Annotated in this window: 18 protein-coding genes and 1 pseudogene; 8 read left to right on the plus strand and 11 right to left on the minus strand. The window is 35.0% G+C overall.

The window, feature by feature from the left end; all coding sequences use genetic code 11:
• Positions 1–219: 219 nt before the first annotated feature.
• Genes F8162_RS05375 through F8162_RS05385 form a run of 3 tightly spaced genes read right to left on the minus strand, consistent with a single transcriptional unit; the run spans position 220 to position 3,759 of the window.
• A complete protein-coding gene (locus F8162_RS05375; RefSeq protein ID WP_151634351.1) occupies positions 220–816 on the minus strand; it encodes a hypothetical protein in 597 nt (198 codons plus the stop codon).
• The gene (gene helD, locus F8162_RS05380) at positions 817–3,123 is read right to left on the minus strand and encodes an RNA polymerase recycling motor HelD (RefSeq protein ID WP_151634349.1); all 2,307 of its coding nucleotides are present in this window, start codon (positions 3,121–3,123) and stop codon (positions 817–819) included.
• 51 nt (positions 3,124–3,174) lie between these two features.
• Positions 3,175–3,759 carry a TetR/AcrR family transcriptional regulator gene (locus tag F8162_RS05385; protein WP_151634347.1) on the minus strand — a complete coding sequence of 195 codons (585 nt, stop codon included), beginning with the start codon at positions 3,757–3,759 and terminating at the stop codon, positions 3,175–3,177.
• 389 nt (positions 3,760–4,148) lie between these two features.
• On the opposite strand from F8162_RS05385, the pseudogene F8162_RS05390 reads away from it, so the two are divergent.
• The 5 genes and pseudogenes from F8162_RS05390 to F8162_RS05410 all read left to right on the plus strand — a co-directional run.
• Positions 4,149–4,490 (plus strand): annotated as a pseudogene (locus F8162_RS05390) (ArsR/SmtB family transcription factor); the annotation flags it as partial.
• Between the two features lie 172 nt (positions 4,491–4,662).
• Complete coding sequence (locus F8162_RS05395; RefSeq protein ID WP_151634345.1) at positions 4,663–5,661, plus strand: NADP-dependent oxidoreductase; 999 nt, start codon at positions 4,663–4,665, stop codon at positions 5,659–5,661.
• A 178-nt stretch (positions 5,662–5,839) separates the two neighbouring features.
• On the plus strand, positions 5,840–7,306 hold the full coding sequence (locus tag F8162_RS05400; RefSeq protein WP_151634343.1) for a protein adenylyltransferase SelO: 1,467 nt from the start codon (positions 5,840–5,842) through the stop codon (positions 7,304–7,306).
• Between the two features lie 266 nt (positions 7,307–7,572).
• Entirely contained in the window at positions 7,573–8,667 is a 1,095-nt protein-coding gene (locus F8162_RS05405; protein ID WP_151634341.1) for a hypothetical protein, read from the plus strand.
• Positions 8,664–8,867 (plus strand): Phr family secreted Rap phosphatase inhibitor, encoded by a 204-nt coding sequence (locus F8162_RS05410; protein WP_151634339.1) that lies wholly within the window; start codon positions 8,664–8,666, stop codon positions 8,865–8,867. Before F8162_RS05405 ends, F8162_RS05410 begins: the two co-directional genes overlap by 4 nt.
• Positions 8,868–8,940: 73 nt before the next feature.
• Here the strand turns inward: F8162_RS05410 and F8162_RS05415 are convergent, their stop codons facing one another.
• The 6 genes from F8162_RS05415 to F8162_RS05440 form a co-directional block, all read right to left on the minus strand.
• Positions 8,941–9,540 (minus strand): FMN-binding negative transcriptional regulator, encoded by a 600-nt coding sequence (locus tag F8162_RS05415; protein ID WP_151634337.1) that lies wholly within the window; start codon positions 9,538–9,540, stop codon positions 8,941–8,943.
• Between the two features lie 130 nt (positions 9,541–9,670).
• A complete protein-coding gene (locus F8162_RS05420; protein ID WP_151634334.1) occupies positions 9,671–10,198 on the minus strand; it encodes a GrpB family protein in 528 nt (175 codons plus the stop codon).
• 23 nt (positions 10,199–10,221) lie between these two features.
• The gene (locus tag F8162_RS05425) at positions 10,222–10,569 is read right to left on the minus strand and encodes a DUF4260 domain-containing protein (protein WP_151634332.1); all 348 of its coding nucleotides are present in this window, start codon (positions 10,567–10,569) and stop codon (positions 10,222–10,224) included.
• A 12-nt stretch (positions 10,570–10,581) separates the two neighbouring features.
• Positions 10,582–11,550: a bile acid:sodium symporter family protein gene (locus tag F8162_RS05430; RefSeq protein WP_151634330.1), complete on the minus strand. Its 969-nt coding sequence runs from the start codon at positions 11,548–11,550 to the stop codon at positions 10,582–10,584.
• Positions 11,551–11,554: 4 nt separating this feature from the next.
• Entirely contained in the window at positions 11,555–12,946 is a 1,392-nt protein-coding gene (locus tag F8162_RS05435) for an FAD-binding oxidoreductase (protein ID WP_151634327.1), read from the minus strand.
• Between the two features lie 171 nt (positions 12,947–13,117).
• On the minus strand, positions 13,118–13,516 hold the full coding sequence (locus F8162_RS05440) for a DUF2871 family protein (RefSeq protein WP_151634325.1): 399 nt from the start codon (positions 13,514–13,516) through the stop codon (positions 13,118–13,120).
• 255 nt (positions 13,517–13,771) lie between these two features.
• Between F8162_RS05440 and F8162_RS05445 the strand changes: the two genes are divergently transcribed.
• The gene (locus F8162_RS05445; RefSeq protein ID WP_151634323.1) at positions 13,772–14,275 is read left to right on the plus strand and encodes a GNAT family N-acetyltransferase; all 504 of its coding nucleotides are present in this window, start codon (positions 13,772–13,774) and stop codon (positions 14,273–14,275) included.
• Between the two features lie 191 nt (positions 14,276–14,466).
• Positions 14,467–14,673, plus strand: a complete 207-nt coding sequence (locus F8162_RS05450; RefSeq protein WP_151634321.1) for a hypothetical protein — start codon at positions 14,467–14,469, stop codon at positions 14,671–14,673.
• Between the two features lie 50 nt (positions 14,674–14,723).
• Here the strand turns inward: F8162_RS05450 and colA are convergent, their stop codons facing one another.
• A complete protein-coding gene (colA, locus tag F8162_RS05455) occupies positions 14,724–17,639 on the minus strand; it encodes a collagenase ColA (protein ID WP_151634319.1) in 2,916 nt (971 codons plus the stop codon).
• 572 nt (positions 17,640–18,211) lie between these two features.
• Between colA and F8162_RS05460 the strand changes: the two genes are divergently transcribed.
• Positions 18,212–18,730 carry a GNAT family N-acetyltransferase gene (locus tag F8162_RS05460; RefSeq protein WP_151634317.1) on the plus strand — a complete coding sequence of 173 codons (519 nt, stop codon included), beginning with the start codon at positions 18,212–18,214 and terminating at the stop codon, positions 18,728–18,730.
• 49 nt (positions 18,731–18,779) lie between these two features.
• Here the strand turns inward: F8162_RS05460 and F8162_RS05465 are convergent, their stop codons facing one another.
• Entirely contained in the window at positions 18,780–19,688 is a 909-nt protein-coding gene (locus tag F8162_RS05465; protein ID WP_151634315.1) for a VOC family protein, read from the minus strand.
• Positions 19,689–19,773: the final 85 nt, after the last annotated feature.

Here is a 19,773-nt window from a genome sequence, read left to right on the forward strand (position 1 = left end):
TACTATACTATTTATTTTCCATATCCCTCCTATTCACATGTAACTCCTTATTGATTACAGTTCATCAATAAAAAAAAGCCATAAATTATTTAGAGGACACTCCTGTATCCCTAAATAAATTTATGGCTTATCTCAAATATCTCCGGCCTCGATTAACTTGTCGAAATTAATCATACCAAACCTATTAATATTTGTGAATATTTTTTAAATAGATAGTTTCTATGCTAAAGCAGCTGGCGGCATTAATTGCGGACCTTTTCCCATACGTGCCAACACCCAGTCATCGTAATACCACATTTCCGTTTGACGACGACTCATCATATAATCCCAGCGTACTTCACGCTCAAATTCAATGATTTGTCCGTCTCCTCCAATTGTCACCCAGTTAAAACTCCCGTTAGTATGCATCATTTTCACCCAAAAAACAGGGAAAGTAACAGTTTCCCCTTCATCTTTATACTGCCTCGTTTGTTTTTCTATACGCAGTAAAGTTAAACCACTTGCATATTGTTGATCAACCTTTGCCATTACATCCATTGCTATTTGTTCAGCATCATCTTTATGAGGCAGTTTGTCTGAGTGTACTGGCATCATATTCGTATAACTTAATAAGCACTTATCATTTTGAGTAGTAATGGTTGTAATATGAGCACCACCGTAATTTAGCGGCCCTTCTACCTGATAGCGCTTGATGGAAACTTGTACACTGTCACGTAATTCTTCATGCTCCCGTACTATCTTTACATACTTCGGAAGTGGTAATAACATTGAAACTTCTTTACTACAATTTTGAAAAGTATTATATTGATTCGCCATTTAACATCTCTCCCTTATATATAATTCTTCTGGAACATGTGTAAGAAATTTCGTTAGCTCCCCGGCATAATATACATATAATTCATGCATCGCCCTCGTGCATGCTGTGTAAAATAAATTACGTTCAGACTCTCTATAATAGATGTCATTGGATGCATCAAATATAATAACCACGTCAAATTCTATCCCTTTCGCCAAATAAGCAGGAATAACAATAACGCCTTTCTCGTAAGTTGTATTTTCTTTTTGCACAAGATGCACATATAATGTATCTCTTATTAACTCCATTACTTTCATACATTCTTCATTTGTTTTACAAATTATCGCAACTGTTTTATAACCTTTTTCTTTTAACTCTTTCACCTTAAGCACCATATTCTCTACATGCTCTCGTTCATCACTTACTTTTATACAAACAGGCTTCTTACCATCCCTGTTAAAAGCTTGAATCTCATTTCCATTTGGAATCATACACTTTGTAAATTCAATGATCGGTTTTGTCGATCGATAACTACGGTTAAGCTGGACTGTTTCTACTTTATGATCCGTAAATAATGTGGCGATAATATTGTTCTCTCTATTTTGATCATGCGAGAAAATATTTTGATTACGATCACCAAGTAACGTCCATTTCGCCTTCGGAAATAGTCGTTTTAGAAACGCTAATTGAAATGCTGTATAATCTTGCACTTCGTCAATAAATACAAACTTTACAAGGTGATTCGTCTTAAATCCTTCAAGTAACTCTTTTAAAAACAAATACGGCGCTGCATCTTCATTTGCTAGCTGTTTATTCTTTAAACGCTTCACTGTCTGCTTACATATATCTCCCCAGCAATCTGGTACAAAAATATCTTTCTGCTTACTTTCAAATAACTGCTGAAAAATCGCCGGATGATTTACAAAAGCGAACTTTTTCACCCTTCTACGTAACGAACGAAAATGTTTCTTCACTACATATTTCGTTAATAACTCATGTTCCTTCTCATAATAATCAAATTGATTATCCTTCTCTAATTTTTCATATATGCGATTGTAATCTTCTTTATTTAAATACTGAACTTCTCGTTCCACCCAATCTTTTTTCGCTTCTATCTTTTCAAATTCATGTAACTTCCGAAGAATCCATTCCATTGTAAGTTGCATTCGATTCGGTATAGCAATCATCATGTCTAGGCTATAAAAATAAGCACATATTGATTTTGCCTCTATGAGCACTTCACCTTTACATGTAACATCATGAAATTGTAAACCTTTTTCACTTAAGCTTCGCGCGTATTTCTCAAGTAGTCCCATAAATTCAACCGAAGATTTATATTGAATACCTTTCACTCTAGTTTCATACGTACTTTCATTCTTCTTCGTTAACACGTATTCTAACTGTGCAAATGAATCTTCTACAGTAAAGCTTTTTCCAATCATATGTTCCACATACGCTTGAAAAGTCGTTTGTTGCATATTTTCTTCCCCAAGCTCTGGCAAAACGTTCGCAATATAACTATTGAACAACTCATTCGGAGAAAACAGTAACATTTGATCCGCGTGAACCGTGCCGCGGTAACGATACAGTAAATAAGCAACACGTTGCAGTGCTGCTGAAGTTTTTCCGCTCCCAGCAGTCCCTTGCACAATTAACACATCACTTTTATCGTTTCGAATAATTTGATTTTGTTCCCTCTGTATTGTCGCTACAATACTTTTCATTTGTTCACTTGCATTTCGTCCAAGTGCTTCTTGTAATAATTCATCACCTATCGTCACACCTGTATCAAACATACTTTGAATCGTCCCATTTCGAATCATATATTGACGTTTTAAAAGCAAATCGCCTGAAATCGTACCTATGGGCGCTTTATACTCTGCTCTCCCTAAAGTGTAATCATAATAAAGGCTCGAAATAGGTGCCCGCCAATCGTATACTAAAAACTCATCATTTTCTTTATCATAAAAAGAGCCGATACCGATATATATTTCATCAGTATCCGCTTCAGCATCTTCTTTAAAATCAATCCGCCCAAAATACGGCGTTTCTTTTATTTTCGTTAAAAGGTTATATTCATTTTTCGTATGACGATGTGTATGTTCTCTTTCAGCAAGAAGCTCTGCCTCTTGCCTAATACTCGCCGCCGTTTCAACCGCTTCTTTAATATTATCTATATTTACTTTTACATCTTCCCAAAAGTTTTTTCTAATACTTACAATTTCAGACTTCACTGAGCCAACTCGATTATCCAGCTCTTTCAGTTCCTCGTCTACTTTTTCAATAACTACATCTACACGTTGTTGCTCTTCTTTATAATGACTCATATAATCTCCCCTTCTCCTACTATTTGAAAGCCTTATATGATACGTAACTTTTTACTTTTGAAAAATGCCACAAGCAACAATCTCCCACGACTTTTGAAACTCTTCGTTTATCCTCTCTTCTTTCCACTTCTCAGAAAAAGCAGGGTGATAGAACGATGAAAGTAAACCAAATAACGTATGCGCTAAAAACAAACTATCTTGTTTTTCAATCTCATTGCGCTCTATTCCACGATTTATCACGTTCTCCAGTTGTCCAACTAATCTTTCTTCGTGCTTTTGAATCACCTTATTCTTTTGCTGCACTAACGAACTATTCAATGTAAATAACTCTTCATTCTCAAGTAACTCTTGCTTTTTAAGCTGAAATAAACGAAAGAACCACTCTTTTAAAATGATTTCTGTCTCTCCATCTTTTCCAGCAATTTGCTCAAGCTGATCTGAGTACTTAAGCAGCCATCTTTCTAAAATAGCATCGCGTAGTGCAGCCTTACTCCGAAAATAAGAATATAAAGCCGCATGACTAACATCAAGTGACTTCGCAATACTAACAAGTGTCGTCCTACCCCATCCATATTTCATTAACTCTTTTTCCGCTGCATCTAAAACAACATTTTTCGTTAACGCCTTATCTGTCATTTTTCTCACCGTCCATTTTATTTATATAACAACTTACATTTTTTATCATTTGTAAGTTGAGTACAAAAAATACGATTTCAATTAGGTTATAAGATTAACATATCCTTTTTCAACTTACAATATTTTTATTTTGTAAGTTGAAAACATCATAAAAGGCGGCGTTGTCTTACATAAAACAAATTCATTTGATTTTTAAACATAATCCAAAAGCTAATATACCGTAACTTGGCATTTTTTCTTTTACAAGGCAATACTTTTTAACTTGTAATAATTCATTCGTCTCGATTTTCTTTCCCAATATTGCAGCTCATACAACAATCATGTAGCATTACCGTATCGATATAATGGTTCATCATCTTAAACCTTTCGACTAATTACCAGGAGGTAAAGTGATTGAAATGAATAAACAAGAACAATTAAATGTTATAAAAAAAGATTTTATAGATTCTCAAAAAGTATTATTAGCAATTGGCGATGAAACACGTCAAGCTATTTTGTTAGTTCTCATGGAAACGGAATGTCAAACCGGATTACGTGTAGGAGAAATTACGAAGCAAACACACCTTTCTCGACCAGCGGTATCGCATCACCTTAGAATTTTACGAGAAGCCGGTATTATTTTAATGCGAAAAGAAGGTACAAAAAACTTTTATTATATTGATATACGTACAAAATTAGGTGTATTAAAAAATCTTGTATTAGATATTGAAAAGCTATTGCACAACTTTTATCCCACTTTAACGGGCAGTAAGACCCCCAACTCAAAATTCAGCGAAAGCAAAGAATTTAGATGGGGATCAACTGCCCATAAAAGTCCGATTGGTTCAACTAATAATCAGTGTGGGATGAAGAACCCCCCCACTGATTAAAGTTTCACTTTATTGAAATTTGGAGGGATAAGAAATGAAAGCAATGATAATTGATAAGTACGGGAAAGTTCCAATGCGTATGGCAGAGGTACCTACTCCTGAAATGCATGAGTATGAAGTGCTCGCAGAAATTCATGCGGCTAGTATTAACCCAATTGACTTTAAAATACGCGATGGAAAAGTAAAGATGCTACTTAAATATGAAATGCCCTTAATTCTTGGTAATGACTTTTCCGGTGTCATCGTGCAGGTTGGATCAAAAGTGACTCGTTTTAAAGTTGGCGATGAAATATATGCACGTCCAAGAAAAAATAAAATCGGTACTTTCGCGGAATATATAGCCATTCATGAGGATGATATAGCTTTAAAACCAAAAAATTTAAGTTTTGAGGAAGCGGCGTCGATTCCACTCGTTGGCTTAACATCCTATCAAGCACTACATGACATCATGCAACTAGAAAAAGGACAAAAGATATTAATTCACGCTGGATCTGGTGGTGTTGGTACTTTCGCAATTCAGTTAGCAAAAATAATGGGCGCTACCGTTACAACGACTGCTAGTGAAGCTGGTGCCGATTTAGTAAAGTCTCTTGGCGCAGATGAAATTATTAATTACAAAACAGAAAAATTTGAAGAAATACTAAAAGATTATGATGCAGTATTTGATACAATCGGTGGTACAACACTTGAAAAATCATTCCATACTATAAAAAACGGCGGCAACATTGTTTCCGTTTCTGGAATGCCGAATGCTCGATTCGGTAAAGAATTTGGTTCAGGATTTTTCAAAACACTCTTATTTTCATTAGCAAGTAGAAAACTTACTGCACTTGAAAAAAAGCATAATGCGCAATATTCATTTTTATTTATGAAGCCAAGCGGAGATCAATTACGTACTATCGCAAATTATATTGAAGATGGTGAAATCAAACCGGTAATCGATCGAGTTTTCCCTTTTGAAGATGCGCAAAGAGCAATGGAATATTCAGAAGCTGGAAGAGCAAAAGGAAAAATAATCGTAAAAATAAAATAATAACAAAGACTCCATTTTCTTAAAATGGGGTCTTTATATTTACTGTTAAATAGACATCGTGCAGTGAAGTCCTTACAATAGATTGCAAGGGGAAATATCATATTATACTTTTAGCTAATTTTACAAAGAATACATACGTACAAATACATAATAAAAAAATAAACAAGGAGGAGATAAAATGACTAAAAATAATGAAGCTGGTTGGAATTTAGATAATAGTTATACGACTCTGCCGCAATCATTTTATACAGAAATCCCCCCTACTCCCGTAAGTTCACCGGAGCTAGTTAAACTAAATCATTCACTAGCAATATCTCTTGGCTTTAATCCTGAAGAATTGAAAAAAGAAATTGAAATTGCTATTTTTGCTGGCAATGGACTCCCAGAAGGAGCTCATCCATTAGCACAAGCGTATGCCGGTCATCAATTTGGACATTTCAATATGTTAGGCGACGGTCGTGTGCTTTTAATTGGTGAACAAATTACTCCTTCAGGTAATCGTTTTGACATTCAGCTGAAAGGTTCTGGCCCTACTCCGTATTCACGCCGCGGTGATGGTCGCGCTGCACTCGGTCCGATGCTACGTGAGTATATTATTAGTGAAGCAATGTATGCACTTGATATTCCAACTACCCGCAGTTTAGCAGTTGTCACAACTGGCGAGCCAACATATCGTGAAACAAAGTTACCTGGAGCCATTTTAACTAGAGTAGCAAGTAGCCATCTACGCGTCGGCACATTTCAATATGCTGCAGCTCGTGGTTCTATCGAGGATCTTCAATCACTAGCTGACTATACAATACAAAGGCATTATCCAGAAATTGAGACTCATGAAAACCGATATACTGCACTACTACAAGAAGTCATAAAAAAACAAGCAAGTCTCATCGCTAAATGGCAACTTGTTGGATTTATTCACGGCGTAATGAACACTGACAATATCACAATTAGCGGAGAAACGATCGATTACGGCCCTTGTGCTTTTATGGACAATTACGACCAAGGAACTGTATTTAGCTCTATCGATACACAAGGTCGCTACGCATATGGGAATCAGCCATATATGGCCGCATGGGACCTAGCACGATTAGCAGAATCTTTAATACCGATCTTACATGAAGATGAAGAAGAAGCACTCAAGATTGCTCAAGACGAAATTTCAAAATTTAGCGTACAATATGAAAACAATTGGTTCCTTGGAATGAAAAAGAAATTAGGACTATTTAACAACGAGGAGCAAGATCAATCACTTATTGAGCAACTTTTAAAAATGATGGAGAAATATAAAGCAGATTACACAAATACATTCCGTTCATTAACTCTTGATACTATCGAAAATACAGCTCTATTTGAAAGCCCTGAATTTAAAGAATGGTACGAACTGTGGCAATCTCGATTAGAACGACAAGAAGAATCGAAAGAAAATGCCTACGAAATGATGCAAAATAATAATCCATCCATCATTCCAAGGAACCACCGCGTAGAAGAAGCACTAGAAGCAGCTGTGGCAAATGGCGACTATAGCGTAATGGAAAAACTTCTTGAAGCTCTATCAAATCCTTATGCGTATGTGACAGAACAAGAAGAATACTGCGTTCCACCTGCACCGACGAATCGTCCTTATCGTACTTTTTGTGGGACTTGATTGTTTAATATGTAAAAAGGTGTGTTCATACAGATTGTGTGAACACACTTTTTTATATTCTCCCCTCTCAACTAGAACTTTAAAATGCACCTTTCCCGATTCCTTTTCTTTACTCCAAAACAAAAATTAAACTATTCCAATAGACTTACTCATAAGCTCGTTAAACAAATATTGAGAAATAAAAATTACATTTCTAAATATTGTTATTTTTGATAATATATTTGATAATATATTTTATAAGAATATTCAAAAAGCGAGGGGATTTCATGAACGTTCAACTACAAGGTAATGAACAAATGACGAAATTATTTAATGATTGGTATTTAGCTATGCTTAAACAAGATGTGTCCCAGGCGACAAACTTAAAGCATGAAATTGAGGAAAAGGAACTAAACTTTGAAGAAGATGAAAACTTAGCATTATATCATTCCTTACTAGACTTTCGATATAAAGTTTTAGTAGATAGTTTAAGTATTTCAAAAGATTGTTTTGATAAAATAGATTCTTACTTAATCTCATCCAACCATCCACTGGCTTACTACTATCACTTCTTTAAAGGCATTTATGCAACTTTAACCACAGACTATAACTTAGCTAGCGAACATTATGAACAAGCTAAGTTATTACTAGTAAATAACACTGATAATCTAGAGCATGCTGAATTTTATTATCGAATGGCGATTTTCCATTATCACTTTTATCAACCAATTGAATCCATTGAATATGCAACTAAGGCTAAAGAGATTTTCGATAAACATACTGGCTACGAAGTTAAAGTTGGATTATGCAAAAATACATTAGGTGCCTCATTTGTATATTTAAAACAATATGAACAAGCGGAAGAACAATATAATTCAGCAATACACCTTTTACAAAAATCTAATGAAAAAGAATTAATTTTAAGTGTACGTAATAATTTGGGTTGGTTATATGCGAGTCAAAACCTCTCCACACTCGCAATCCGTCACCTATCAGAAGTAACTGAAAAGAAACCTACACATTTCAAAGCTCTCTTCTTGCAAGCAAGAGAACACTCTAAACTAGATGAAACTAGTATTGCTGAAGGGTTAATCCAAAAAGGGTTAAAAATTTGTACTGAATTAAATAATGAAGAATATATATATCATTTTAAAATTCTAAACGAACTAAATAATAATGTTGCTTCTGAAGAATTAGAAACAATTATTCTTGAAGGAATTACGTTTTTCGACAAAGAATTATTATATAACTACACTCAAGAATACTCAGAAAAATTAGCTGTTAAATTTTATAGTGAAAATAACCACATTAAGGCAAGTGAATATTTTCATAAAGCGTTACAAGCAAAAGAAAAAACGTTTGAGAAAGGGGCATTGAAATGATTAAAAAAATTAGCTCTGTTTTTTTAGGACTATCTGTTTTCGGTATTTTGGCTACTGGTATTCATAGTTCATTTACATACCAAGCGGGTCATGCTGATCTTCCTGCACCACAAAGACCTGACCTTGTTCAATCCGTTGACGTAAGTAAAGACTACAACTCAACAACAACAACAACAACAACAACTGAAAAAGCACTTTAAAAAACGGAAGACCTTCAATTAAGAAGGTCTTTTTAAATACGCTTATTTAGAATATCTCCCTTTGATGTAGACTTTATTTTCTCATCAACTCCGCAATCCCCCTACTCCCCCCACTACCAACTTTCTCAAGTTCCTCCACAACTAATTTTCTTCTTGCCACAGAATGATTTTGACTTAACTTCGCTTTTCCTTCTATTTTACTAATCTTAATTTTAAAACCAACTATCCCTTTACTTAATCCTGCCATATAATTCGAGTCTACATCATTAAGTGAATACGTACTCTGTGGATTTTCATATTTATGTACTAACTCTTGAAGAGAATCTCTTAATTCCTGTTCATCTTCAACAATTTCTAATTCCCCATATACATGCACTGCAACGTAATTCCATGTTGATACTGCGTTGTTTGTTTCATACCATGATGGAGATATGTAGCTATGTGGTCCTTGGAATATAGCTAACACTTCTTGATTCTCACTATCTTTCCACTGTTCATTCGGACGTGCGAAATGGCCATGTAAAGTTAGAGTCTCCCTACTTAATAACAACGGCAAATGTGTTGCATATGGTTCCCCGTTATGTTGAGAAAATAATGTAGCAAAGCTATTTTGTTCCATTATCTCATACTTCATCTTTTCATCTTCTATTGCGAAATATTTTGGTATGTACATAAGCTCCCTCTTTTCCGCTCTTTTCTATTTTATTTAGTAATCGTATCAATCAACAGTGCCAGTTTGTCATTATTTTATAGTGGCAGCTTTCAACTAAAAAAAGAATAGGTCGCATGTACTCAATGCGACCTTAGTTTATTTTTTCCAATATATTTGTAATAAATGCCGTCTTACCTTCACTATAACTGGATCGATTTTTTGATTCTCTTGCTAACCCTTCCTTTAAACGACCATATTCAACAGCAACGTCTTCATGTTCACGAAGGTAATCCCGAAACGCTATATGTCTTCTTAACTCTTCGCTATTTTTGTCACACACATATAAATGATGTTCCATCCAAACTGTACTTTCTCCGTCCCACGGAACGAAAGCGTCCTTTCTGCCAAACGCCTCTCTTCCTTTGAAGCTCCAGTCAGCTTGATGGTAATACCCTATCTTTTCAAGCGTTTTTACTACTTCAGGAAAAATTTCGTACTCTTCTATTACTATATCAATATCTAATATTGGTTTTGCTGCAAGTCCTGTAACAGATGTGCTCCCAACATGCTCAATGGACAAAACAAGTTCATTTATTACATTGTTAATGAGCGATTGTAGTTTATAAAATTCACTTTCCCATTTGATGTTATATTCTTCGATAGTAATTCTCTGTTTCAACGTATCCCTCTCCTCAAAAGCAATTATAACCTTTGAATATGAGTATCCTTAAAATCCGTCTCATATTTCAATCCATATCCAAACATTCGATCCATCCCAATATGCGCTGTCCATATTAATCCTATCATAATAACTGTGTCTATCTTAAAAAAGAAACCTATCATAACAATTAATATCGATATAATATATGTGTGAAAAATATTATAAACTTTAGCACCTACATGATTATTTATCCCATACGCTAACATTGATAAATCCGGTGCTAAAAGAAATACTAAAAATATAATCCAACTAAATTCATATATTGAATACGCATAAATCGTGGCTAGGAAAACAACTAGCCCTTCAATATGTACAATACGTTTTTGCATTATTCACCATCCCTATTTTTCTATATTTACCGATACATTTTCATCACTGAAAGTATTCTTTGCATTTTTTGACCAGATGGTTGCTAAAATCGGCCCTGCAATGTTATGCCATACTGCTGCTAATACACTTGGAAGTGCAGCCGCTGGTCCAAAATGTGCTGTTGCCAGCGCAACACCTAAGCCTGAATTTTGCATTCCTACTTCTATTGAAATAGCTCTTCTTGTCCCTTCGTCTAGTCTCAGTACGAACGCTGTTACATATCCGAGTAAAAAGCCAAATGCATTATGGAGCATAACTGCAATAAAGATAAGCAGGCCTGAAGAAGTAATGCTACTTACATTCGCTGAAACCACCGCTGAAACTATAATGATAATTGCTACAACTGATATTAAAGGAATAACAGTCATTCCTTTCGTAACAGTTGTAGGGAAAAACTTCTTCACTACTAATCCTAAAATAATAGGTAAGATAATGACTTGTACGATAGAAAGAAACATAGACATAGCATTCACTGGCATCCATTGTCCTGCAAGTAATAATAAAATAAGAGGTGTAGCAATTGGTGCTAGTAACGTTGATAATGATGTCATTGCAATAGACAACGCTAAGTTCCCTTTTGCTAAATAAACCATAACATTTGATGCAGTGCCACCCGGTACTGAACCGAGTAACACTAATCCAGCTGCTAATTCCGCTGGCAACTTCATAACGTAGGCTAGTACGTATGCGACAAGTGGCATAATAATAAACTGAGCACATACACCGATAATAACTGGCAATGGTTTTGTAGCGATAATTTTAAAATCAACTGCCTTTAATGTTAATCCCATCCCAAACATAACAACGCCAAGTAATATTGTTATGTAACTAGTTAACCCGATAAATGGTCCAGGAATGAAATATGCGATAGCAGCAATACAAATAACCCAAAATGCGAAATATTTTCCAGCTATATTACTTATCGCTTCTAGTACTTTCACCCCATCATCCCCTATCCTTCAATTGAAAAACTTTATTCGGATTCAAAATATTTTGCGGGTCAAGAGCTTTCTTTATTTTTTCCATTACGAGTAATGCCGCCCCATGTTCTTCTTCTTGATACTTCCGTTTCCCAATCCCAACGCCATGTTCTCCCGTACACGTCCCACCTCGTTTAAGAGCATATAAAACGATACTTTCATTTATTTCGTCGCCCTTTTCCACTTCTTCTTTATCGTTCGGATCAATCATTAAGAGCACGTGAAAATTCCCGTCTCCTACATGGCCAAGAATACCACCAACAAGACCTACTTTATCTAATGTCTCTTTCGCATGTTGGATTGCGCCAGCTAACTCTGAAATTGGTACACATACGTCTGTACTCATAAGCTTTTTACCAGGATAGCTATGAACGTAAGAGTATGCTAGATTATGCCGTGCATCCCATAATTTATTTCTCGCCGCAGTTTCCGTTTCAAAAGCAACTTCTTTACATTTATGATCAAAAACAATTTCCTTCGTAAATTCAATATCTTGCTTTAGCCCAGCTTCATTACCGTGAAACTCTAAAAACAGCGTAGGCTCTTCTCTGTAACTTGTTTCATTATAATGATTTACTTGTTTCATAGATAATTCATCTACAAGTTCAATTCTCGCAATTGGAATACCCGCTTGTAGTATATTAATAACAGCTTCTACTGCATCATTTATAGTTGGAAACGATGCTCTCGCAGCCATTACATGTTCCGGTATGCCGTATACTTTTAGTGTTAACTCTGTAAAGCATCCAAGCGTACCTTCTGATCCTACGAAAACACCATTTAAATGATAACCTGATGATGACTTCGCTGCTAAATTTCCAGTATGTATTACTTCCCCATCAGCAAGCACGACTTCTAAATCACGTACTTGATCACGCATTACACCATACTTAACTGCTGTCGTTCCGCTCGCATTTGTAGCAGCCATTCCACCCAACGTTGCATCTGCACCTGGATCTACACTAAAAAACAAACCGTATTTCTTTAATTCTTTATTAAGCTGAGAACGAGTCACTCCTGGCTGTACTCTCACAAGAAAATCTTTCTCTCTTACTTCGAATATTTTATTCATAAGTGAAAAATCCACTGTAATTCCTTTTTCATATGGAATAACATGTCCTTCTAAACTAGATCCTACCCCAAAAGGAACAACAGGTTTTTTATGCTCACTTGCTACTTCCATTATTCTACTAACCTCTTCGGTCGTTTTCGGAAAAACAACTACATCAGGTAAACTACTAGTATGATAAGATTCATCTTTACTATGTAACTCTCTTACTGTCGTATTTACAACTACTCGATCTTCGGGAAGTACACCCTTTAATTCATTTACTAAACGCTCTACCGTTATTTCCATCGTACACCCTCCTACTTTCTATAAATTCGAATTACAAAATATGTTAACTATTTTATACATAATAATCCGAAAAATTAAATAATTCAAGCTTTATACATATGAAATTCGTTTCCTACTGTCGAATAAACAAAAAGAACTTGCAATACCTATCGCAAGTTCTTTTCTATAAAACTATATTTTAGATGACTTCTTTATTAACAGCATAAACCAAACTAAAGTAACTGCCATTAACGAATGGGAAAACCCTACAATATAAGTTAACCCTTTAAAATCCGCTCCATTTAGCTGAAGAAGCCCTCTTGCTGCCAATGAGCCTAGCATTAAAGTTAATGCAATGTTATGTAAAACAAACCACTTATTAAAACTTTTCGCTTCATGAAACGCGAATACTTTTGCTAATCCTAAGGCAATTAAAAAGAAGAAAAAGCCGAGTACAAGTGTATGTGTATGCAAAAGATTTAACAAAGTAGATCCTACAATCCCCTTATACTTTCCATACTCCCTAGCGAAAATTCCTGATAATAAACCGATAATCAAATACGTAAACGATGCATTATATAATTTTTTCATTATGTACCTCCTTGAGTAGAATGTGTAGTGTGTCATATTTAGTAATAATGATAGTTATATAGTAAAAACTCCTAGTTACCTAGGAGTCATTGTATAAGTATCTCACTCTTTACAATCAATCCTAATTATAAAATATCCCTTTATACAAAACAAACGAACTTTATGTGAACAAGTAGAGCATAATGAAAATATGTTGCACTTTTGTATTTCGCAACCCATACTAATTGTTATAACTATTAAAGGTGGTGCAATAGATTGATAGTTCTTGAAACTGAACGACTCGTTCTTCGCTGGTTTGATATAAAAGACGCTCCATTTATTCTTGAATTAGTAAACGATCCTGCATGGATTCAGTTTATTGGTGATAAAAGGATTAAAAACTTAGAAGATGCAAAAAAATACATCTTAAACGGACCCGTTGATATGTATAATAAAATGGGCTTTGGTCTTTACTTAGTTGAACGTAAAGAAGATCTCACGCCACTTGGTATGTGCGGGCTTATAAAAAGAGATTCATTAGAAGATGTTGATATCGGTTTTGCCTTTTTAGAGAAATTCCGTTCAAAGGGGTATGGCTTTGAATCAGCTTCTGCTGTAATAGACTACGGTGTACAAAAGCTTGGTCTGAAACGAATTGTAGCAATGACTACTATCGATAACATCAATTCAGGAAAGCTTTTAGAAAAAGTAGGATTGCAGTTTGAAAAGATAATTTCAGACTCAGGAGAAGATTTAAAATTATTCGGGTATAATGCGTAGAAAAAAGGTCGCCATTCATGGCGACCTTTTTTACTGATTTAGGAATAATATCTTGAGTTACATTATAGTTTGCATCAATTCTTGTAATTACCAATATACCTTTAATATCAAATTTTCGGTACTTTATAGAAATAATTCTTTCACTTATAAACAAATTATATTAATATAATAAATATAGGAAGTGATAATAAATGGAACAACATGATATTAATCCTTTAGAACAACCACTATTTTTTCTAGTTCTTCAATTCATTGCATTTATATTAATCATTTGTATCTTATATGGAATCTTGTATAATACCGTATTGAATTTAAATATGCCTAAATGGACTGCGCATATGGTAGCTACCGTACTTTCCCTTGGTGTTGCCTATCAAACTTTTATAAATTTCATTTAATTTTTCTATAATGCGTAACAAAAAGGTCGCCACTCACGGCGACCTTTTTACTATTTCACTTCTACCGTATAATTCCCTGTTCCCCCGCCATACTGATACACATGTAAATAATATTTTCCTGGATACGTGTAGTAACTTCCTACTAACTTATTCCCTTCTTGCTGTGCATACGTAACATAATTATTTAAATCTGCTTCAGAATAAAGAACCCAGTTTACTCCGATATTATTTTCCTTCGTTACATTAATTTGAAGGTTTTTCGCCGTTTCCACATTTATTTCAAAGAAGTCACTCGTATCACCATTTCCTAAGCTTGCGCGTAAAACTTGATTTAATTGTAGTTTATTTGCTGTTTGGAATGAATTATTTGGCTCTTTTTCTACGCTGTTATCTTCTTTCTTTTGAACCGTTACATTCGTTGTAACAGTATTCGTTAATCCTTTATCATCTGTTACTGTTAATTTCGCTGTATATGTTCCTTCTTTTGTATACACGTGAGTTGGATTTTGTTCATTACTTACAGTACCGTCACCAAACTCCCATTTATAAGAAACAATTTTCCCATCTTCATCTTTTGATCCATCGCTTTTAAATGAAATTGCTTCATTTACATTTCCGCTATATGGACCGTTTATAACCGCAACTGGTGCTTTATTCACAGCACCTTCTTCTGTATTAATACCATGGAATACAACATCGTATTCAAATTGTCCTGATGCATTCACACGGTAATTCACAAAGTAAGCTGTTACTGTTTTGTAGCCTGTCCATTCTTTTGCACTTAAACGTTTTAACGTATCATTCACATTTTGTGTAATTGTTTTCCAGTCTTCATATTCCCCTTTTGCAGTCGTACCTGTATACGTTCCTTGCAGTGTAAATGTATTAAAGAACTGTGATTTATTTTTCTTAACTGATACATTACTTAATTTTGCTTCTGCTGTAATTTCTGCTGCAATATCTGAAACTGGTTTCGGTGCGTGCGTTGCTAAATAATCATCTGATACTAACGGAACATTATATTTCTCACGGTTATCGACTAACATTTGCATATAATCTTGATACTCTTTATTTAAATTCGCATCTTTACTTAATGCAGAGCGGTATGCATCATATGCTGTTACATCATTTTTTCTAATAAGATCATGAATTTTGTCAAACATATCATATCTTTTCGTGTACATGTACGATTGTAAAGCGAAGGAATAATTATAGAAATCCCACGTTCCATACTTTGCGTTTAACGTTCTCTCTGCTGTATAACGTACTGCTGGATTTGAAGATATCCCTCCTATAATGCTCTTTCTCGGTACAACATTATCTGTTCTCGTTGCACCTGCAAAAAACTCTGCATTCCCTTCTTCAAACCAAGATAATCTCTCATTCTCATAAATCTTACCTTGTCCCCACAGTCCTGGCACTTCATATCTACCTTGTAAGTAATGCGTGAACTCGTGTCGGAACAATTCTTCTAAACTATAAATGCTTTCTTCTGGCGTACGTTCATAAGTAAAGAACGTACCTGTTCCTTCTATATAAAGACCTCCGTTATTCGTTTCATACCCGTACAATTGACGGTTAAATTGATACTCAGCTGGACTGTTATAAATAACCATCGTTAATACATCATCAGGGTTTCCTTTTTCTAAAGGTTGATCACTTTCAACCGTACGATGGAATTGTGCCTTCACTTCTTTTGCCGCCCAATATAGACGTTTTACTTTTTCTTCTGTCACTTTATCTCCAGCTTTTAAAACAATTGCCCCATCATCAAACGTATACGTTTTTGGCAAATACTTTTTCTTTCCATCTTCTCGTATTTGATCTAAATCAACAACGTTTCCATTTGCATCTTTCCCACCATAATTCGTCGTAATTTGCTCAGCAGCTACGAAATATTGCTCCCCTAAATACGGATACATTTTCATCGCGTCTGTTACAACTTGCAATCCTTTCGTTCCTGTACTATGGAACGTACCAAGTCTACCTGTATAATAAATACCATTATTAATTAACCAACCATTCTTCGCTGTCACCGTTCCAATTAAGGCAAAACGACTTAATTCATTAATATAGCTATCAATTTTTTGGTACCATACTGTATCTTTCGGAGATTTTCTCGTATCGTACAAATACGATTGAATGTCGTAATCAACACCTTGCATAATATCGTAAATTGCATTTCCAGCTGATAGATTGTCTACCAATGTAGAAAAATTATCGTTATATTGTTTAAAAATCTTTGCAGCTGATGTTATCGTTTCCACATCACTCGAAGCATTTCCTATTAATTTCCCGTATGATGATACAACTCTATTTTGTTCCAACGTGCCGAGTTTGAAATTCGGGTTATTCGCAATCGTTTTTAATGCAGGTAAGCATTTATCATGATAGCTCCGCTCATTTAGTTTATTTAATTCTGTATGATAAAACCCTAAATAAAATCCTGATCGTAATACCTCTACTAAAGTCTCAATCCCTTTGGAATCATCTTTCGTATAAGCTTGTCCTTGCTGCTTCAATTTATCAATAATTGCCTGCATCCTACTATCGTTTTGATAGAATGCAAGGCTATCCTTATTAAACTGAAATAGCCCAGTAATTTGCTCCCAATCAATTGTTACAAGTAAATCTACTAACTGCTGATTGCTCAATTGATTTAATTCAGCAATTGTGTAAGTTTTCGCTGCAGCTAATTGCTTACTTTCTTTTTTTACTTCAGGCGGTCTTTGCGACAAATCAGCAAACTGTAACCTTTTCTCAAAAGACTTATTTTCAAGCACTTTTGATGAATGAGCTAATTCTTGCACTGGTAATTGTACACCAACTGGCTCCATTTTGAGCACATTCCGATAAGAAACTTGCTCTCCCTTTGTACTTTCTGCCAATGTGCTCCCTTGGAAACTCCCTAACATTAAACTAGCAAAACTTACCCCTACTAACAATTTTTTTGAATAGCCTTTCATGCTCTCCCCTACCTTACATTTTTTAGTGTCCCACACCATTATTTTACTATTCTTACTTTTTATTCTGTATTGAGAAAAAATAAGGGAACGTTCACACATGTATCCATGCCCAGCAAAATTAACACTTGACTTTATGTGCATTTTATATCAAAAAAGATAGATAATAGCGAATTTCCTGCTACATCTATCCTCTTTTGATCGAATTTCCCTTTCAATACCAATTATTGCTCCTAACAAACCCGCAACACCGATTCGTATAATGAAATCAATATTTACACTTACGAGCCCTTCCCTCTTTCGTTCATCATAGATAGATAAAACAAAAATCATTACATATATCCGTTTATCGATATGAATGAATATTACTAAAACACACTTAATACTCCGATCATTTTATGTTAATATTTTAAATATTAACATAAAATAAATAACTTCTAATTTTAAAACTCCACTAATTTTCTTAAAAAACAAAGGTGGATTACATGAAATGAGGTTGAGAAAGTTTAGAAAGCGCTTTCATTTTGCATCGTAATTTTTTGAAAATACTACATAAATAAAGGAGATTACCAACAATGAACGTCTCTTTACTAACACCCACTACCGATTTACAAGAAGAATACTTAGATTTTTATAAAGAATGGAAAGATAGCGGTGAAACGATGATTCCATGGGTTATCTCAAAAGATCCTTCTAATTTCACGGCAATGATTCAAGAACTTCACGATGCGCATAACGGAGTAAACCTTCCTGAATCTTGGGTACCAGACTCTACGTATTGGCTCGTTACAGATGAAAATAAAATTGTAGGAGCTGTTAATATACGTCATAGTTTAACCGAACATTTATTTAATGCTGGAGGCCATATTGGTTATGGCATTCGCCCTTCAGAAAGAAGAAAAGGTTATGCTACGAAGTTATTAGAGTTATCGCTAGAAAAAACGAAGGAATTAAACATTACGAAAGCACTTGTCGTTTGTGACGAAGTGAATACAGCTTCTGAAAAAACAATTTTACATAACGGTGGACTTCGTGATGATGATTTCACTGAGGAAGATGGGAATGTAGTAAGAAGATTTTGGATTGAGCTATGAAGAAGTATCAAAAAGAAGCCAGAAAGTGATTATACACTTTCTGGCTTTTTTATAATGCTTCTATTTCAAACTGCACTGTAATACCGCTTGGGTCTACTACAGTAAATCCGTTTGTACTTTCGTTTACTTTATGTTGTTTTTCTATTAATCTTTCTTTCACTTCATCTAACGCTTCTTTATGCGGTAATACAATTGTATACACTTTAAGTCCAGTTGCATGTACTGGTGGGTGTGGGTTATTTACTCCGTTCCACGTATTTGCACCTACATGGTGATGATATCCTCCTGCAGAAATGAATAAGCAGTCATCTTCGCGTTGTTGCACTTCAAACCCTACTGTCTCTACATAAAACTCGTGTGATTTCTCTACATCAGCTATTCGTAAATGTACGTGCCCAACGATAGTATTAGCAGGTAATCCATCAACCTCATAATCAACGAGCGTTGCCAGTTCTTTTAAATCAAGCGGCGTACTTCCTCCTGGCCCTTCTCCCCATTGATCACGCGGACGGTCTGCATAAATTTCAATACCATTTCCCTCTAAATCTTGTAAATAAAACGCTTCGCTATACGTATGATCACTTGCACTATTAAACCTTGAAATAGGTAAAATTTCATTTGAATATGTATAACGTCCTTCTTGCTCAGCCGGACTATCAATTACATCCTTATTACGGATCACACCAAATAATGCCGAAGCAAACGCCTCACGAGTCGGAACTAAAAAGGCAATATGATACATACCAGTCGTTCGTGGTTCTTGCAGCACCCCGTCCTCTAGCTTTTCAAGAACAAGTAACGTGTTCTTGCCACCTTTTCCTGATAAATATGCTTTATTCGCCTCTTGTTTCATTACTTCTAAGCCTACTACATTCTCATAAAAAGCAATTTGGCGCTCTAAATCTATCACTTTAAATTCAACATGACCAATACGTGTTTTCGGATGAATTTGTACCATGAATAACTCCATCTCCTTATCCCGATATTTTCCTATTTCATATAACCGTTACTATGAAGGATACAACTAAAATCACCCTATGTAA

The organism is Bacillus sp. CH140a_4T, assembly GCF_008923725.1.
Classification (GTDB): Bacteria; Bacillota; Bacilli; order Bacillales; family Bacillaceae_G; genus Bacillus_A.

Excerpts from the sequence above, each read along its gene's own strand:
- F8162_RS05375 (WP_151634351.1), bottom strand. The coding sequence starts at position 816 with ATGGCGAATCAATATAATACTTTTCAAAATTGTAGTAAAGAAGTTTCA.
- helD (WP_151634349.1), bottom strand. The coding sequence starts at position 3,123 with ATGAGTCATTATAAAGAAGAGCAACAACGTGTAGATGTAGTTATTGAA.
- F8162_RS05385 (WP_151634347.1), bottom strand. The coding sequence starts at position 3,759 with ATGACAGATAAGGCGTTAACGAAAAATGTTGTTTTAGATGCAGCGGAA.
- F8162_RS05395 (WP_151634345.1), top strand. The coding sequence starts at position 4,663 with ATGAAAGCAATGATAATTGATAAGTACGGGAAAGTTCCAATGCGTATG.
- F8162_RS05400 (WP_151634343.1), top strand. The coding sequence starts at position 5,840 with ATGACTAAAAATAATGAAGCTGGTTGGAATTTAGATAATAGTTATACG.
- F8162_RS05405 (WP_151634341.1), top strand. The coding sequence starts at position 7,573 with ATGAACGTTCAACTACAAGGTAATGAACAAATGACGAAATTATTTAAT.
- F8162_RS05410 (WP_151634339.1), top strand. The coding sequence starts at position 8,664 with ATGATTAAAAAAATTAGCTCTGTTTTTTTAGGACTATCTGTTTTCGGT.
- F8162_RS05415 (WP_151634337.1), bottom strand. The coding sequence starts at position 9,540 with ATGTACATACCAAAATATTTCGCAATAGAAGATGAAAAGATGAAGTAT.
- F8162_RS05425 (WP_151634332.1), bottom strand. The coding sequence starts at position 10,569 with ATGCAAAAACGTATTGTACATATTGAAGGGCTAGTTGTTTTCCTAGCC.
- F8162_RS05435 (WP_151634327.1), bottom strand. The coding sequence starts at position 12,946 with ATGGAAATAACGGTAGAGCGTTTAGTAAATGAATTAAAGGGTGTACTT.
- F8162_RS05440 (WP_151634325.1), bottom strand. The coding sequence starts at position 13,516 with ATGAAAAAATTATATAATGCATCGTTTACGTATTTGATTATCGGTTTA.
- F8162_RS05450 (WP_151634321.1), top strand. The coding sequence starts at position 14,467 with ATGGAACAACATGATATTAATCCTTTAGAACAACCACTATTTTTTCTA.
- colA (WP_151634319.1), bottom strand. The coding sequence starts at position 17,639 with ATGAAAGGCTATTCAAAAAAATTGTTAGTAGGGGTAAGTTTTGCTAGT.
- F8162_RS05460 (WP_151634317.1), top strand. The coding sequence starts at position 18,212 with ATGAACGTCTCTTTACTAACACCCACTACCGATTTACAAGAAGAATAC.
- F8162_RS05465 (WP_151634315.1), bottom strand. The coding sequence starts at position 19,688 with ATGGTACAAATTCATCCGAAAACACGTATTGGTCATGTTGAATTTAAA.